This is a genomic window from Pandoraea apista (genome assembly GCF_001465595.2).
GTDB lineage: Bacteria > Pseudomonadota > Gammaproteobacteria > Burkholderiales > Burkholderiaceae > Pandoraea > Pandoraea apista.
In genome coordinates this window covers 3,584,219-3,601,366 of sequence record NZ_CP013481.2, presented here as the reverse complement: position 1 = coordinate 3,601,366, position 17,148 = coordinate 3,584,219, and the positions used below count along the sequence as shown (strand labels likewise).

The 17,148-nt window shown below is 64.0% G+C and carries 11 protein-coding genes; 9 read left to right on the top strand and 2 right to left on the bottom strand.

All coding sequences use genetic code 11. The features are described from left to right. Positions 1 to 2,010 carry a propionate catabolism operon regulatory protein PrpR gene (gene prpR / locus AT395_RS16395; protein ID WP_048629782.1) on the bottom strand — a complete coding sequence of 670 codons (2,010 nt, stop codon included), beginning with the start codon at positions 2,008 to 2,010 and terminating at the stop codon, positions 1 to 3. A 441-nt stretch (positions 2,011 to 2,451) separates the two neighbouring features. Between prpR and prpB the strand changes: the two genes are divergently transcribed. The 5 genes from prpB (at position 2,452) to AT395_RS16370 (ending at position 9,939) form a co-directional block, all read left to right on the top strand. Continuing rightward, positions 2,452 to 3,342, top strand: coding sequence for a methylisocitrate lyase (prpB, locus tag AT395_RS16390; RefSeq protein WP_042116676.1), 891 nt, complete (start codon positions 2,452 to 2,454; stop codon positions 3,340 to 3,342). 28 nt (positions 3,343 to 3,370) lie between these two features. Continuing rightward, entirely contained in the window at positions 3,371 to 4,522 is a 1,152-nt protein-coding gene (gene prpC / locus AT395_RS16385; protein WP_042116674.1) for a bifunctional 2-methylcitrate synthase/citrate synthase, read from the top strand. Positions 4,523 to 4,651: 129 nt separating this feature from the next. Continuing rightward, positions 4,652 to 7,264, top strand: coding sequence for a Fe/S-dependent 2-methylisocitrate dehydratase AcnD (gene acnD / locus AT395_RS16380; RefSeq protein WP_042116673.1), 2,613 nt, complete (start codon positions 4,652 to 4,654; stop codon positions 7,262 to 7,264). A gap of 11 nt (positions 7,265 to 7,275) precedes the next feature. Beyond that, a complete protein-coding gene (prpF, locus tag AT395_RS16375) occupies positions 7,276 to 8,466 on the top strand; it encodes a 2-methylaconitate cis-trans isomerase PrpF (protein ID WP_048629777.1) in 1,191 nt (396 codons plus the stop codon). A 24-nt stretch (positions 8,467 to 8,490) separates the two neighbouring features. Continuing rightward, positions 8,491 to 9,939 carry a bifunctional 2-methylcitrate dehydratase/aconitate hydratase gene (locus tag AT395_RS16370; protein ID WP_048629776.1) on the top strand — a complete coding sequence of 483 codons (1,449 nt, stop codon included), beginning with the start codon at positions 8,491 to 8,493 and terminating at the stop codon, positions 9,937 to 9,939. 160 nt (positions 9,940 to 10,099) lie between these two features. Here the strand turns inward: AT395_RS16370 and AT395_RS16365 are convergent, their stop codons facing one another. Further along, a complete protein-coding gene (locus AT395_RS16365; protein ID WP_042116669.1) occupies positions 10,100 to 11,251 on the bottom strand; it encodes a glycerate kinase in 1,152 nt (383 codons plus the stop codon). Between the two features lie 547 nt (positions 11,252 to 11,798). Between AT395_RS16365 and AT395_RS16360 the strand changes: the two genes are divergently transcribed. From AT395_RS16360 to glpK, 4 genes are all read left to right on the top strand, one after another. Then, positions 11,799 to 12,299: a hypothetical protein gene (locus tag AT395_RS16360; protein WP_042116668.1), complete on the top strand. Its 501-nt coding sequence runs from the start codon at positions 11,799 to 11,801 to the stop codon at positions 12,297 to 12,299. 139 nt (positions 12,300 to 12,438) lie between these two features. Next, complete coding sequence (locus tag AT395_RS16355) at positions 12,439 to 13,272, top strand: DeoR/GlpR family DNA-binding transcription regulator (protein WP_125347694.1); 834 nt, start codon at positions 12,439 to 12,441, stop codon at positions 13,270 to 13,272. A gap of 173 nt (positions 13,273 to 13,445) precedes the next feature. After that, on the top strand, positions 13,446 to 14,984 hold the full coding sequence (gene glpD, locus AT395_RS16350; RefSeq protein WP_042116666.1) for a glycerol-3-phosphate dehydrogenase: 1,539 nt from the start codon (positions 13,446 to 13,448) through the stop codon (positions 14,982 to 14,984). A gap of 39 nt (positions 14,985 to 15,023) precedes the next feature. Beyond that, positions 15,024 to 16,526: a glycerol kinase GlpK gene (gene glpK / locus AT395_RS16345; RefSeq protein WP_048629774.1), complete on the top strand. Its 1,503-nt coding sequence runs from the start codon at positions 15,024 to 15,026 to the stop codon at positions 16,524 to 16,526. Positions 16,527 to 17,148: the final 622 nt, after the last annotated feature.

Genomic DNA, 17,148 nt, shown 5'->3' with positions numbered 1-17,148 from the left:
TCAGCCGTCTCGCGTGTCGCGAAGTTTGCGCCAGAGTGTCGATCGGCTGATGCCAAGCGCCTCGCAGGCGGCGCTGCGATCACCCCCGCACGCCGCCAGTGCGGCGTGAATGCGGTCGAGTTCCTCGGCGGCGCGGCGAGCGCGGCCTGACAGGGGCGCCGTCGTGCCAGTGTCCTTCCCGGTAGCACCGTTTTCAAACGGCTCGTGCGCCCCGATTTTCCATCCATTGTTCGCTTTTGAAACATCTGACGGTGTCACGCCAAGCTCGGGGGCAATCTCGATCAATCGCGCATGGCCGATTTCCCGGGCGTCGACAACGTCTGCACACACGACCGCAATGCGCTCCAGCAGATTCTCCAGTTCCCGAACATTCCCCGGCCACCGATAGGTGGCGAGCAGCGGCAGCAGCGATGCCTGCAACGCGTCGACACTCATACGGGCCCCGGCACGCGCGAGTGCACGTTCGAGAAATAGCGGGGTGAGCCGCGGCAGGTCGTCCATGCGTTCGCGCAGCGGCGGCAAGACCATGCGCAGAATATTGAGCCGGTAATACAGGTCTTCACGAAACAGGCCGGCGGCGACTTGCTGACGAAGATCGCGGTGCGTGGCGGCAATCACGCGCACATCGCAGGGCACGGGCTCGGTGGCCCCCAGACGAAGCACTTCGCGCTCCTGCAAGACCCGCAACAGACGCGTTTGCAGCGGCATTGGCATCTCGCCGATCTCGTCGAGAAAGACAGTGCCGTTGTGCGCAGTCTCGAACAATCCCGCCTTGCCGCCGCGACGCGCCCCCGAGAATGCGCCGTCTTCATAGCCGAACAGCTCGCTCTCGAGCAGCGTCTCGGGAAATGCAGCGCAGTTGATCGCGACGAACGGGTAATCGCGTCGCCGGCTGGCGTTGTGAATGCCTTGGGCGAGCAGTTCCTTGCCGGTGCCGCTCTCACCATGAACGAGCACGGTCGAGTTGGTTTGCGCATAACGGCGCGCCAGCGTACGCACCTGTGTCATGGCCGCCGAATCGCCAATCAGATCGTCGAGCCGATAGCGCGCCACGAGATGACGGGGGCGATGGCGCGAGCGCAGCGAACGATCCACACGAGCGAACGATTGTGAGTCCTGGCAGGTGAGCAACGCGCCCGTCAGCGTGCCCTGATCGAGAAGCGGAATGCGATTGATGACCCACGTTTTGCCTGCCATCGAGACGATGGCTTCGAGTTCGGCGCTCGCGGTCTCGAGCGTGCGCGCAATATCCAGCGCAGGGGCAATGGCATCCAGCGGCCGGCCGACGGCGTCGGCAACCGTTACGCCGAGCATACCTGCCATCGAAGCATTGATCGCCTCGATGCGCCCGTTCAGATCGACTGCCGCTACGCCCTCGTGTAAGTGCCGCAGCACGGTGTCGAGCCGCTCGCGACGCTGCGCTTCAATGCGCCCGAAGCGCGCCACTTCGAGCGCGGTGTCGAATGCGGCGCGCACCGAATCCTGTGAGTAAAGAAACACGCCTGTCAGCCCGGCCCGCTCGGCCAGCTCGGTCACGAGGCCAGGGCCGACAATGACTTCCATGCCTTCGTCGCGCAACCGGTGCACCAGATCTTCCGCATCGTGAGCATCGAAGTAGGCGTGTTGCGCTATGTCGAGGTGAAAGGCGCTCTTGAAGCGTTCGAATTCGGGCGCAGGCCGTGCATACGACACCAGCGCGATTCGCGACGCGGGCGAGGGGGAGGGCAAGGCGCGACGGGCTCGCGCGAGTGCGTGCATCACGTCGAAGCCGGTCACCTTCACGAGCACCACGGGCAAAGCAACGCGCTCGCGCAGAAACGCACCGTTTGATCCGGCAGCAACGATGCCGTCAACACTGCCGGCGGGCAATCGTTCCAGTGCCTCGATGACAGCTTCATAGCCCTTGTCGATGATTTGCACATCGGCGTGGGCGGCGTAATCCGGCACGATGTCACGGTACAACTCGCCAAGCTTGCTGATGCCCACCGCCCAGATTACCGGCTTGCGCATGGCGGTCACGGGTTGCGCGAGCGTCGTGCGGGCCACGCTTGCGGCAGCAGCCGGAAGACGGGAGGGCAGGCGGGAGGGAAGATCGGCGGCGCTGGGCATGGCGTAACTCATCGGCGAACACGCGGCGATGGACAGACCCTGCCGCGAGACATGAAGCCATATCGTAGCATGCTGCAACATATTGTTTCATTGTATGTTTCAAAATGAAACATAGCGCGACATGTATGAGGCGCGGCGGACGACAATCGACTTGACGTAAACGTCACATCCGCGAAGAATTTCCGCTGACAAATGAATGCATTAGGAGAGAGATACCCGTTCCCGGACAAGGTGCATGGCCCGGCTGGCACGGCCATTGCTATTGAAGAAGCCGCAACTTAACCAACGTGCGATTCGGTGGCTCAGGCCGCGAGTCGTGCATGACACGACCGAGGGACTCAAGTGACGCAAACCATTCGTTCGGCCGGCGCCGCCTTCCGCGAGGCCGTCAAGACCGAGCAACCGTTGCAGGTTGTCGGCGCGATCAATGCCAACCATGCCCTGCTCGCCAAGGCAGCGGGTTTCAAGGCGATCTATCTGTCCGGCGGTGGCGTGGCGGCGGGCTCGCTCGGCCTGCCCGATCTGGGCATTTCCACCCTCGACGACGTGCTCACCGACGTGCGCCGCATCACCGACGTCTGCGATCTGCCGTTGCTGGTCGATGTCGATACCGGCTTCGGTCCGTCGGCATTCAACATCGCGCGCACGGTGCAGTCGCTCATCAAGTTTGGCGCAGGCGCCATGCACATCGAAGATCAGGTGGGCGCGAAGCGTTGCGGCCATCGTCCGGGCAAGGCCATCGTGAGTCAGCAGGAGATGGTTGATCGCATCAAGGCTGCGGTCGACGCGCGTACCGACGAGAATTTCGTCATCATGGCGCGCACCGACGCGCTGGCAGTGGAAGGGCTGCAAGCCGCCATTGACCGCGCCTGCGCCTGTGTCGAAGCGGGGGCCGACATGATCTTCCCGGAAGCGATGACCGAATTGCCAATGTATCGCCAGTTCTCCGACGCGGTGAAAGTGCCGGTGCTCGCGAACATTACCGAATTTGGCGCAACGCCGTTGTTCACCGTGGAAGAGTTGAAGCATGCGCAGGTCGGTCTGGTGCTGTACCCGCTCTCGGCCTTCCGCGCCATGAACAAGGCGGCAGAGAACGTCTATCACACAATTCGTCGCGACGGCACGCAAAAGGCCGTACTCGACACCATGCAAACGCGCGCCGAACTCTATGAGAGCATCGGCTACCACGCTTACGAACAGAAGCTCGACGCTCTGTTCGCCCAACAGAAATAACCGAATCCCTGATCCTGGAGGAATGAGCATGAGCGAGACGACTGCCACTGGCTTCAAACCGAAGAAATCCGTCGCCCTGTCGGGGGTGACCGCCGGGAATACCGCCCTGTGTACCGTGGGCCGTTCGGGCAACGATCTGCACTATCGCGGCTACGACATTCTGGATCTGGCCCAGACCTCCGAGTTCGAGGAAATCGCGTATCTGCTGGTCTACGGCAAGCTGCCGAGCGTGGCGGAACTGCGCGGTTACAAGGCCAAGCTGAAGTCGCTGCGCGGCTTGCCGGCTGCCGTCAAGGACGCCCTTGAGACCATTCCCGCCGCAGCACATCCGATGGACGTGATGCGCACCGGTGTTTCGGTGCTCGGCACAGTGCTGCCGGAGAAGGACGATCACAACGTGCCCGGCGCGCGCGACATTGCCGATCGGTTGATGGCAAGCCTTGGCTCAATGCTGCTGTACTGGTATCACTACAGCCAGAACGGCGTGCGTATCGATGTCGAGACGGACGACGACAGCATCGGCGGGCACTTCCTGCACTTGCTGCACGGCGAGAAGCCGTCTGACCTGTGGGTGCGCGCAATGCACACCTCGCTGATCCTGTACGCGGAACATGAATTCAATGCGTCGACCTTCACGGCGCGGGTCATCGCCGGCACGGGCTCGGACATTCACTCCGCGATCACCGGTGCCATTGGCGCGCTGCGTGGCCCGAAGCACGGCGGTGCGAACGAAGTGGCTTTCGAGATTCAGAAGCGCTACGACTCGCCCGACGAAGCCGAGGCCGACATTCGCGCTCGCGTCGAGAACAAGGAAGTGATCATTGGCTTCGGCCATCCGGTCTACACCGTGAGCGATCCGCGCAACAAGGTCATCAAGGAAGTGGCGCACGAACTCTCGAAGGATCAGCAGAACACGAAGATGTACGACATTGCCGAGCGTCTGGAGTCGGTGATGTGGGACGTCAAGAAAATGTTCCCGAACCTGGACTGGTTCAGCGCAGTCAGCTACCACATGATGGGCGTGCCGACCGCGATGTTTACGCCGTTGTTCGTGATTGCCCGCACGTCGGGGTGGAGCGCGCACATCATCGAGCAGCGCATCGACAACAAGATCATTCGTCCTAGCGCCAACTACACCGGGCCGGAAGATCAGAAGTTCGTGCCGATCGAAAAGCGCTGAGATTGTCCGAGCCGGGCATGATTTGCCCGGACGACCGGGCGGCGGTGGCAGGATCGCCGTCGCTGCCCCGTCTGCCGTTCAGAGATATCGTTTGACCACTGCCACAGGCCGGGCCGACACCTTCCTCACATGATGAACACCGAATACCGCAAAACGCTGCCCGGGACGTCGCTCGATTACTTCGACGCCCGCGCTGCTGTCGACGCCATTTCGCCGGGCGCCTACGACACGCTGCCCTATACGTCGCGCGTGCTGGCCGAGAACCTCGTGCGCCGCTGCGATCCAGCAACGCTCACCGATTCGCTCAAACAACTGATCGAGCGACGCCGCGATCTTGATTTTCCGTGGTTTCCCGCGCGCGTGGTCTGCCACGACATTCTCGGGCAGACCGCGCTGGTCGACCTCGCCGGTCTGCGCGACGCCATTGCAGCGCAGGGCGGCGATCCGTCGCTGGTCAATCCGGTGGTGCCCACGCAACTCGTTGTCGACCACTCGCTGGCAGTCGAGTGTGGCGGCTTCGATCCGGACGCGTTCGCGAAGAACCGCGCCATTGAAGATCGCCGTAACGAAGACCGTTTCGATTTCATCAACTGGACGAAGAACGCGTTTCGCAATGTCGACGTGATTCCGCCGGGCAACGGCATCCTTCACCAGATCAACCTCGAGCGCATGAGCCCGGTGATTCAGGTGACGGACGGCGTGGCGTATCCCGACACACTCGTTGGCACCGACTCGCACACACCGATGGTCGATGCGCTGGGCGTGATCGCCATTGGCGTGGGCGGTCTGGAGGCGGAGAGTGTGATGCTCGGCCGCGCGTCGTGGATGCGTCTGCCGGATATCGTCGGCGTCGAACTGACGGGCAAGCCGCAGCCCGGCATTACGGCGACCGATATCGTGCTGGCGCTGACCGAATTCCTGCGCAAGGAAAAGGTGGTATCCACCTACCTTGAGTTCTATGGCGAAGGGGCGGCGAATCTCACGCTGGGCGACCGCGCCACGATCTCGAACATGGCGCCGGAGTTCGGCGCTACGGCGGCGATGTTCTATATCGATCCGCAGACGATCAAATACCTGAAACTCACCGGCCGCGACGACGCCCTCGTGGCATTGGTCGAGACGTATGCGAAGCAAGCGGGGCTGTGGGCCGATAGTCTGACGAAGGTGCAGTACGAGCGCGTACTCACGTTCGATCTGTCGAGCGTGGTGCGCAACATCGCCGGCCCGTCGAACCCGCACAAGCGCGTGCCGACGAGCGAGCTGGCCGCACGCGGGATCAGCGGCAAAGTCGAAAACGAGCCGGGTCTGATGCCCGACGGCGCGGTCATCATCGCGGCGATCACGAGCTGCACGAACACCAACAACCCGCGCAACATGATTGCTGCGGGACTGTTCGCGCGCAACGCCAATCGCGCGGGGCTCGCGCGCAAGCCGTGGGTGAAGAGTTCGCTGGCCCCGGGGTCGAAAGCCGTCACACTGTATCTGGAAGCGGCCGGGCTGCTGCCGGAACTGGAGGCGCTCGGCTTCGGTGTCGTAGCCTATGCCTGCACGTCTTGCAACGGAATGTCGGGGGCGCTCGATCCCGCGATCCAGCAAGAAATCATCGAGCGCGATCTGTATGCCACGGCGGTGCTTTCGGGGAACCGCAATTTCGACGGCCGCATTCATCCATACGCGAAGCAGGCGTTTCTCGCATCGCCGCCGCTGGTGGTGGCCTACGCCATTGCAGGCACGATCCGCTTCGACATCGAGAAGGACGTGCTGGGCGTCGACGCCGACGGCAAGCCCGTGAGGCTTGCGGATCTGTGGCCGAGCGACGAAGAAATCGACGCGATCATCGCGAGCAGCGTCAAGCCGGAACAATTCCGGCGCGTGTACGAGCCGATGTTCGCTGCCTCTGTCGTGCATGGCGAGCCGGCCGAACCGCTGTACCAGTGGCGCGAGTCGAGCACTTATATCCGGCGTCCGCCGTATTGGGAGGGGGCGCTTGCCGGTGAGCGCACATTGCGCGGCATGCGCGCGCTTGCCGTGCTGGGCGACAACATCACGACGGATCACCTCTCGCCGTCGAACGCGATCATGGCCGACAGTGCGGCCGGCGAGTACCTCGCGAAGATGGGACTGCCGGAAGAGGACTTCAATTCGTACGCCACGCACCGGGGCGATCACCTGACGGCACAGCGCGCCACGTTCGCCAACCCGACGCTCAGGAACGAGATGGTCGTGGTCGACGGCCAGGTCAAGACGGGTTCGCTCGCGCGTATCGAGCCGGAAGGCAAGATCACCCGCATGTGGGAAGCGATCGAGACGTACATGGCGCGCAAGCAGCCGCTCATCGTGATTGCCGGGGCCGATTACGGTCAGGGCTCGTCGCGCGACTGGGCGGCCAAGGGCGTGCGTCTGGCAGGCACCGAGGCCATCGTTGCCGAGGGCTTCGAGCGCATTCACCGCACCAATCTGGTCGGCATGGGCGTGTTGCCGCTCGAATTCAAGCCGGGCACGAACCGTAAGACGCTTGGCATCGACGGCAGTGAAACGTTCGACGTGATTGGTGAGCGCACGCCGCGCGCGGATCTCACGCTGGTCATTCACCGCCATAAGAAAGACGGAAGCAGCGAGCGCGTGGAAGTGCCGGTGACCTGCCGTCTGGATACGGCCGAAGAAGTGTCGATCTACGAGGCGGGCGGGGTGCTTCAGCGCTTCGCGCAGGACTTTCTGGAATCGTCGCAGGCGGCTGCCTGAGGAGAGACGTGATGGCGCATCAGCCACAAATCCGCATTCCCGCCACCTACATGCGTGGCGGCACCAGCAAGGGCGTGTTCTTTCGTCTGCAGGACCTGCCCGCCGCCGCCCAGGTGCCGGGCGCGGCGCGCGACGCGCTGCTCATGCGTGTGATCGGCAGTCCCGACCCGTATGGCAAGCAGATCGACGGCATGGGCGGGGCCACGTCGAGTACGAGCAAGACGGTCATCATCGCGAAAAGCGAACGGCCGGGGCACGATGTGGACTATCTGTTCGGTCAGGTGTCGATCGACCAGAAGTTTGTCGACTGGAGCGGCAACTGCGGCAATCTGTCGGCCGCCGTCGGCCCGTTCGCGATCAGCGGCGGGTTGGTGGACCCCGCACGCGTGCCGCGCGATGGCGTGGCTGTCGTGCGTATCTGGCAGGCCAACATCGGCAAAACGATCATTGCGCACGTGCCGATGACAGCCGGTGCAGTGCAGGAGACGGGGGACTTCGAACTCGACGGCGTGACCTTTCCGGCCGCCGAAGTGCAACTCGAATTCCTCGATCCGGCCGCCGAGGAAGACGGTGAGGGTGGCGCCATGTTCCCGACCGGCCATCTCGTCGACGATCTCGAAGTGCCCGGCGTGGGGACCTTCAAGGCGACGATGATCAATGCCGGCATTCCGACCATCTTCCTCAATGCGGAAGACATTGGCTATCGCGGCACGGAATTGCAGGACGCGATCAACAGTGATCCGAAGGCGCTCGCGATGTTCGAGACGATTCGGGCGCACGGCGCGATCCGTATGGGCCTGATCAAGGACGTATCGGAAGCGGCCACGCGGCAGCACACGCCGAAGGTCGCCTTCGTGGCGAAGCCGGCAGGCTACACGGCGTCGAGTGGCAAGGTGGTGAACCCGGAGGACATCGATCTGCTCGTGCGCGCCCTGTCGATGGGCAAGCTGCACCATGCCATGATGGGCACGGCGGCGGTCTGTATCGGCGCGGCGGCGTCGATTCCGGGTACGCTGGTCAATCTGGCTGCCGGTGGCGGGGAGCGCAACTCGGTGCGCTTCGGGCACCCGTCGGGCACGTTGCGCGTGGGTGCGCAAGCGAAGCAGGAAGGCGGCGAGTGGACCGTCACCAAGGCCATCATGAGTCGCAGTGCCCGTGTGCTGATGGAGGGCTGGGTGCGAATTCCCGGAGACGCGTTCTGAACCTGTAATTACAGGAGGTCGTCGATGTCTGGTGGCATTTCGAATGTGCGTCCTTCGCCCGACAAGGTTCTCTCGGACATTGTCGACTACGTCCTGACCTACGAGATCGGCAGCGATCTCGCCTTCGATACCGCTCGCAACTGCCTGATCGATACGCTTGGGTGCGGTTTCGAAGCGTTGTCCTATCCGGCGTGCACCAAGCTGCTGGGACCCATTGTGCCGGGCACGATCGTGCCGAACGGCGCGAAAGTCCCCGGCACGCCGTATCAACTCGATCCGGTGCAGGCGGCGTTCAGTCTGGGCGCGATGATTCGCTGGCTCGACTTCAACGATACGTGGCTGGCTGCTGAATGGGGACACCCCTCAGACAATCTCGGCGGCATTCTGATGACGGCCGATTGGCTCTCGCGCACGGCGGTGGCCCAGGGCCAGCCGCCATTGACGATGCGCCACGTGCTCGCGGCCATGATCAAGGCGCATGAGATTCAGGGCTGTCTGGCGCTGGAGAACTCGTTTAACCAGGTTGGCCTCGATCACGTTGTGCTGGTGAAAGTCGCGTCGACGGCGGTTGTCGGCGAAATGCTCGGACTCTCCCGTGACGAACTGATTAATGCCGTCTCCCTCGCGTTCATCGACGGGCAGAGTTTGCGCACGTATCGTCATGCACCGAACACCGGCAGCCGCAAGTCATGGGCGGCTGGCGATGCGACGAGCCGTGCCGTGCGGCTCGCGCTGATGGCGCGCACTGGCGAGATGGGCTATCCGTCGGTACTCACCGCGAAGACCTGGGGCTTTTACGACGTGCTGTTCAGGGGCAAGCCGTTCACGTTTCAGCGTCCCTACGGTTCGTACGTGATGGAGAACGTGCTGTTCAAGATTTCATTTCCGGCGGAGTTTCACGCGCAGACGGCCGCAGAGGCGGCGATGACATTGCATCGTCAATTGCAGGCGATGGGACGCAGCGCACAAGACATTCGCTCGGTCAGAATCCGCACGCACGCGGCAGCGATTCGGATTATCGACAAGCAGGGGCCGCTCGCCAATCCGGCCGACCGCGATCACTGCATTCAGTACATGGTGGCGGTGCCGCTGCTGTTCGGGCGGCTGACGGCGGCCGATTATGAGGACGCCGTCGCGGCCGATCCGCGTATCGATGCATTGCGCGCGAACATCGTCTGTGAGGAAGATCCGCAGTTCACCCGCGACTATCACGATCCCGGCAAGCGCTCGATTGCCAACGGACTGACCGTGACTTTGACCGACGGCACGACGCTCGACGAAGTACTGGTCGAATATCCCATCGGCCACATGCGTCGACGCGCCGAGGGGATTCCGCTGCTCGTAGAGAAGTTCAAAACGAATCTGGCGCGGCGTTTCGCGGCCCGCGCACAAGCGCGCATTCTCGATGTCGCGCTCGATCAGCAACGGCTCGAAGCAATGCCGGTGCATCAGTTCGTGGATCTGATGGTGTGATGCGGATTTTGAGGGGGGGCGGTGGCGGGGCAACGCGCCGGGTCATCGGCGCCCGCCCGTTCGCCGCTTGCCGCCGGCACGGGGGGCAATTTCGGCGGCATTACCGGGCGTCGTCGATGACGCAATGACGCGCTGACGCGCTGAGGGCGACGCGGGCAGCTCAGCCCTTGTGCGTATAACGCAGGCGAGTCATCTGTTCCGCGCTGTCGGTCAGCAGGCCGGCGGCGTCGGCGATCGCCTTCTCCAGCGTGGTCGGGCCGAACGTCAGCGAGAAGCACCCCGAGAACACGCGCGAGAGGCTGTCGAGCGCGCTGCGATCGATCGCACCGGAGAGCAGCGATGCCGTTGCGCCCGCCTTGATCGCTACCTGAGCCGCAATCATGGGTGTCTTGCCGGAGAGTGTCTGGCCGTCGCTACGGCCCTCGCCGGTGATGAGCCAGTCGGCGCCTTCGACCGCCTGTGCCAGCCCGACACGCTCGGCGACGACTTCCGCCCCGGAGCGGAATTGCGCCCCCAGCAAATGCAACGCAAAGCCGAGACCGCCTGCCGCACCGGCACCGGCGCGGCTTGCCGCCTCATTGGCGTTGAAGGCACGATGGGCGTGTCCGGCGAAATGCGCAATGGCACGGTCGAGCGGTTCGATCTGTGCGTTGCTCACACCCTTTTGCGGCCCGAAGATTGCTGTCGCCCCTTGCGTGCCGTTGAGGGGATTGTTCACGTCGGACATGGCGATCAGTTCGCAATCCTTCAGACGCGCATCCAGCCCGTTCAGATCGATCGACGCTACGCGATGCAACGCCGCAGGCACCGGTGGTACGGCTTCACCCGAGTCGTCGAGCAAGCGTGCACCGAGACCGACCAGCAGACCGGCCCCGCCGTCGTTCGTGCTGCTGCCGCCCAGACCGATCAGCACGCGTCGCGCGCCGGTATCGAGCAAGGCGCGCAGCAGTTCGCCGAGGCCAACGGTTGAGCGTTCGGCCACCGGTGTCTGCATGCCGACAGGGTCGGTGATGCTCACCACATTGGCGCTTTCCAGCACACCCGTGCCGTCGGGCATGATGCCGTACTCGGCCGTCACCGACGCCTGGCCGGCGCCGCGCACGGACAGCGGCACGCGGCGTCCGCCTGCGGAGAGCAGGGCGTCGAGCGTGCCCTCGCCGCCGTCGGCCATCGGGCGCAGTCGCAGATCGGCCTGCGGCAGTGCCCGGGCGATGCCGGCCGCAATGGCGCGCGCCACTTCCGGGGCACTCAGTGAACCTTTGAACGAATCGGGGGCGATGACGATGATCGGGGCTTGCGCATTGCTGGACATGGAAATCGGGACAGTCGCAAAAATGGATACGGGTTGGCTGGATTCACGTGCACCACGTGTGTCGATCGGCCCGCAGGTTGTTATCGCTTATGGCGTACCGGCCGGACGGTCGATCCGGGGCCGGTGGGCGGGAGTGCACGTCGGCTCGCAGCAGGGTCGTGCGCGAGGCGGTGCGGCGCAGTGTGACAGAAACATGCAATATACGCGATTCGGGCCAGCGCGCATTGCGCGAATTGCCATGCTATGAATAACACGAGTAAGATGAGCGCCAACCGGCGGTGCGTTCCCCGATAGGGCGCAGGCCCGCAATGCAAGGCGCGGGCGTGCGCGGGAGCATGCTGCCATTACCAGAGTAGAACGAACAATACGGCGCGAGCTGTGGTCCGACTTCGATGCATAAAGACATCGCGCGGCCAGCAGTCCTCCATCCCACCGGCGATTGGGCGCCGGAACCAGATACCAAGCGGTCGTCACGACGATGCCCGGCTGGCTGCGGCAGCCGGAAGGCAGGGCGCGTGCGACAGCCATTTGCAAGCGTGGAGCGGGCATGAACCGGGGCAAGGACAGGAATTCCGGCACAACGCGCGGGGCGCGGCGCAGTGCCACGGGGGCGGTGGCGGCAGCGGGCGTGCTCGTTGTGTTGCTGGCCGCGTGTGCGCAGACGGCGCCCGTTGCGTCGGCCGACGATCCGCCAGTGGGCAGCGTGGCCGACGTTGCACCGGAAAATGTAAAAGTCGAGACGTTGCCCGCCTATCGCGACACGGTCGACGACGCACGCAGCAACGGTGCGGTGTGGCAGGGCTCGTCGAAAAAGGCGTTCGCGCGCGTGAGTGCCTGCACGGCGCGTCTCTGGAAGAAGCAGTTGCCCTATGCCCGTCTGCAACGGCAAAAGGCCGGCACCGGTCAAACGCTCCAACTCTCTTCGCAAGACGATGGCGTTCTCGCCATTCTCGATCTCGCACCGAACAAGCCGGGCAGCCAGGGTTCGCTCTATCTCGGGTCAACCGGCCCGCAGTCGCTCGCCGACGCCGTGCGTCAGTGCCTCTGACGGCACCGACACCGGCGGCGCGCGGGTAGCCGTCGCGCGTCACGCTGCTGTCACGGCAGCGCCATACAACGACGGGGTATCATGACGGCGAACGTGTCGCCGGCCGGGCGGCGCGAGGGCTTTTACCGCGTGCGTGCCAATGTCTCATACCGAATCCGCTGAATCTGTCGATACCGCCGAGGCGCTCTCTCCTGCGGGGGACGTCGGGCAGACCTCGCTGAACCCGCGTCAGCAGGCGCTTTTCGACGCGGTTCGCCGCGACGGTTTTCTCACGGTCGATGAACTGGCTGCGCGCTTCGACGTGACCCCGCAGACCATCCGGCGCGACATCAACTTTCTGGCCGAACGCAAATGGGTGCGTCGTTACCACGGCGGCGTTGGCTTGCCGGGCGGGGCGGAGAACGACGCCTACGACGCGCGCCAGACCCATCTGGCCGATGAGAAGCGCCGCATCGCCGTGCGCCTCGCGGAACAAATCCCCGATCACGCATCGATCTTCATCAATCTGGGCACCACAACGGAAGCGGTGGCCCGGGCGTTGTCGCGCCATCGCGGTTTGCGCGTCATCACCAACAATCTGCATGTCGCGGCCATGATGAGTGGCTATGCCGACGCCGAGGTCATCATTACCGGCGGTGTTGTGCGTGCCCGCGATCAGGGCGTGACGGGCGAGGCCACGCTCGACTTCATTCGTCAGTTCAAAGTCGACTTCGGCATCGTGGGCATTTCCGCCATCGACGCCGACGGCACGCTGCGCGACTTCGACTACGGCGAAGTGCGTGCGGCCGAGGCGATCATCGCGCAGTCGCGGATCGTATTTCTGGCCGCCGATCACAGCAAGTTTGGCCGCCCCGCACTTGTCCGGCTCGGGCACCTGTCCCAGATCGACGCGCTGTTTACCGATCGCCCGGTGCCGGAAGCCATGGCGCAGGTGATCGCCGAGGCCGGCACGCTGGTGCACGTCGCAGACTGAGACGGGCGACGGGCGGGGCGCGAATTCGCGCATTGGGTGAGTGAAATGCGCGAATTCGAAAATAATTTGACGTGATCTGTTAGAATTCGAGCGTTAATGTTCAAAAACGAACATCGGCAACGAGCAATTTTGACCTTTCCCTGATTTGACGCCCATCACCCGGGAGTGACGACGTGCAGACATCCGCCCAATCGCCATCGGACAACCTACTTGCGCCTTACGACTTGCTGGTCGTTGGCGGCGGGATCAACGGAACGGGCATTGCGCGCGACGCCGCAGGTCGTGGTCTGCGGGTGTTGCTCGTCGAGCAGGACGATCTGGCCTCACATACGTCGTCGGCGAGTACCAAGCTGATTCACGGCGGGTTGCGCTATCTCGAGTACTACGAGTTCGGTCTGGTGCGCAAGGCGTTGCAGGAACGTGAAGTGTTGCTGCGTGCCGCGCCGCACATCATGTGGCCGCTGCGCTTTGTCATGCCGCACATGCCGAATTTGCGACCGGCGTGGATGATTCGTGCGGGGCTGTTCCTTTACGATCATCTGGCGCGCCGCGAAATGCTGCCGGGCTCGCGCGGCATCGACCTTCGCCAGCATCCGGCGGGGGCGCCGCTGCGACGTGACCTGACGCGCGGTTTCGTCTATTCGGACGGTTGGGTGCAGGACGCGCGTCTGGTCGTGCTCAACGCGCAGGACGCCGCCGAGCGCGGTGCAACGATCCTCACACGCACGCGACTCATTGGCGCGGACCGCGGCGAGCACATGTGGACGGCCCAGCTTGAAACGCCCGAGGGTTCGCACCAGACCGTCCGCGCGCGGGCCATCGTCAATGCGGCCGGGCCGTGGGTCGGTCATCTGCTGGGCGACGTGCTGCGCCAGAGCGCTACGCATCGCGTGCGCATGGTCAAGGGCAGCCATATCGTCACGCGTAAGCTGTTCGATCACGACCACGCGTACATCTTCCAGAACCCGGACAAGCGCATCATCTTTGCCATTCCGTACGAGCGCGATTTCACGCTGATCGGCACGACCGACATCGAGTTTCACGGCGATCCGGCGCACGTTGCGATCAACGACGACGAGATTGCTTATCTCTGCAAGTCGGCCAGCGACTACTTCACCCAACCGATCGTGCCGGCCGACGTCGTCTGGACTTACGCGGGGGTGCGGCCGTTGATGGAAGAGGAAGTCGCGAATCCCTCGGCCGTCACGCGCGATTACAAGCTCGAACTCGATGCGCCCACCTCGCGTGCGCCGTTGCTGTCGGTGTTCGGCGGCAAGATCACGACGTATCGCCGTCTTGCAGAGGAGGCGATGTGGCGTCTGCACGGGCCGCTGGGCTTCACGCACGGCGACTGGACAGCGGGCGCGCCGCTGCCTGGCGGCGACATGGCCGAGCCCGATGCCGGGGCCTTCGAAACGTCGCTGCGCACACAGTTTCCGTGGCTGCCGCAGGCACTGGCGCATCGTTTCGCGCGCACATACGGCACGCGTACCCATGTGCTGGTGGGCGATGCACGTTCGCTCGACGATCTGGGGCAACGCATTTGCGGCGATCTGTACGAAGCCGAGCTTCGCTATCTTTTGCAATACGAATGGGCGCGCACGGCGCAGGACGTGTTGTGGCGCCGGACCAAACTCGGTCTGCACCTCGGCAAGGATGGCGAAGCCAGCGTGCAACAGTGGTTTGCGCAGCACATGGAAATGGCGGCCTGACGGCGACTGGCGTCCATAGAAAATCAGGAGACAAGCGCAATGGCAGGTGCAGGCTACATTCTCGCGTTCGATCAGGGCACGACCAGTTCGCGCGCGTTGCTGTTCGATCGTGATGGCCATGTCGTGGCGACCGCGCAGAAGGAATTCCGTCAGATCTATCCGCATCCGGGCTGGGTGGAACACGATCCGCGCGAAATCTGGTCGACGCAGGCCGGCGTGGCTGCCGAAGCGTTGACGCATGCCGGTGTCGGAGGGAGCGACATTGCCGCCATCGGCATTACCAATCAGCGCGAGACGACCGTTGTGTGGGATCGACGTACGGGCGAGCCGGTGTACAACGCCATCGTCTGGCAGGATCGCCGCACGGCGGATTTCTGCGATGCCTTGCGTGCGCAAGGCAAGGAAGATCTCGTGGCAAGCCGCACCGGGCTGCGTGTCGATTCCTATTTTTCCGGCACGAAGATTCGCTGGATTCTCGATAACGTTGCCGGTGCACGCGAAGCCGCCGAAGCCGGGCACCTTGCATTCGGCACGGTCGATAGCTGGCTCGTCTGGCATTTGACGGGGGGCAAACTGCATGTGACGGACGTGTCGAATGCGTCGCGCACCCTGCTTTTCAATATTCACACGCTCGCATGGGACGACGAACTCCTCGCGCTGCTCGGAGTGCCGCGCAGCATGTTGCCTGAGGTGCGCTCGTCGAGCGAAGTGTTCGGCCACACGGCGACGTCGTTGTTCTCCGTGCCGGTGCCGATTGCGGGCATCGCGGGCGATCAGCAGGCGGCGCTCTTTGGCCAGATGTGTCTCTCGCCGGGCATGGTAAAGAACACCTATGGCACGGGTTGCTTCATGGTGATGAACACCGGCAGCCAGCCGCAGGTGTCCCGGCATAACCTGCTCACGACGGTGGCGTGGAAAATCGGCGACCGGGTCGACTACGCGCTCGAGGGCAGTATCTTCATCGGCGGTGCGGTCGTGCAGTGGCTGCGCGACGGGCTGGGCATCATTCGCCACTCGCGCGACGTGGAAGCGCTTGCGACCAGCGTGCCCGATGCCGATGGCGTGGTTCTCGTGCCGGCGTTCGCCGGGCTGGGGGCGCCGCACTGGCAGCCCCGCGCACGCGGCACGCTGTTCGGTGCGACGCGCGGCACGACCGCAGCGCATGTGGCGCGCGCCGCACTCGACAGCATCGCGTTCCAGACGCTCGACGTGTTGCGCGCCATGGAAGCCGATGCCGGACTGCATGTATCGGAGTTGCGTGTCGACGGCGGCGCGGCGGCCAACGATCTCCTGATGCAATGGCAAGCGGATTTGCTCGGGGCGGACGTGGTGCGGCCCAAGGTGATCGAGACGACGGCAGCGGGGGCCGCCTATCTCGCCGGGCTCGCCGTCGGGTTCTGGCCGGACATCGACACGCTGCAACGCCAGTGGCAACTACAGCAACGCTTCTCCCGCAAACTCTCGGAAAGCGACGTGACCCGAGCCGTGAGCGGTTGGCAGCGTGCGGTGCGTGCCGCCAAGGTCTGGGCAGAAGAGGGCTGAAGCCACCTGACGAGGGTTGGCTTCAGCGCATGGCTCTTCCGGGCGCCACATGGCGGCGATCGCCGGCGGCATCGTGCCGCCGGTGCCGCCAGCTCGCACACCGCTCACGCGGATGACGGCGGGCCGACTTGGCCGGGCTCGCAGGCGCGAGCGACCGGACACAGGGACTAAGGGCGCAAGGCCCGGTGCGGCGCATTTGCATGATCCCCTCCCTGATATGTCCCATCGTCTGACGTGAATCGGTCACTGGTGCAATCCGTCCGCGTCCAGGGCGCTCCCGGCGAGGATAGGCATCGGGCGTGCCGGGGCCATGTGGCGTGCATGGCGTGATTCCCGAGGCGGTCGACCCGGGCGAAGAGACTTCCCCGGAGGCGGACGGCTTGCACACTTACCGATGCGAGAAGCATGCCAATCGATGCAACCCTTTGAATCGACAGGAAAGTTCACTGCTTGAAACAGGGTGTGCGCCACCTTCCCGACGAAAACGTTTCAGGAATGAAAGCAGGGGGAGGGCGATGCGCAGGCGGTGACAGCGTGCTCGTGGGGGCACCCGTTCGGGGGATCGGGGGCCGCACCGGTGACGGCAAATTAGGCAATGCACTTGACACTCAATGCCGACGGG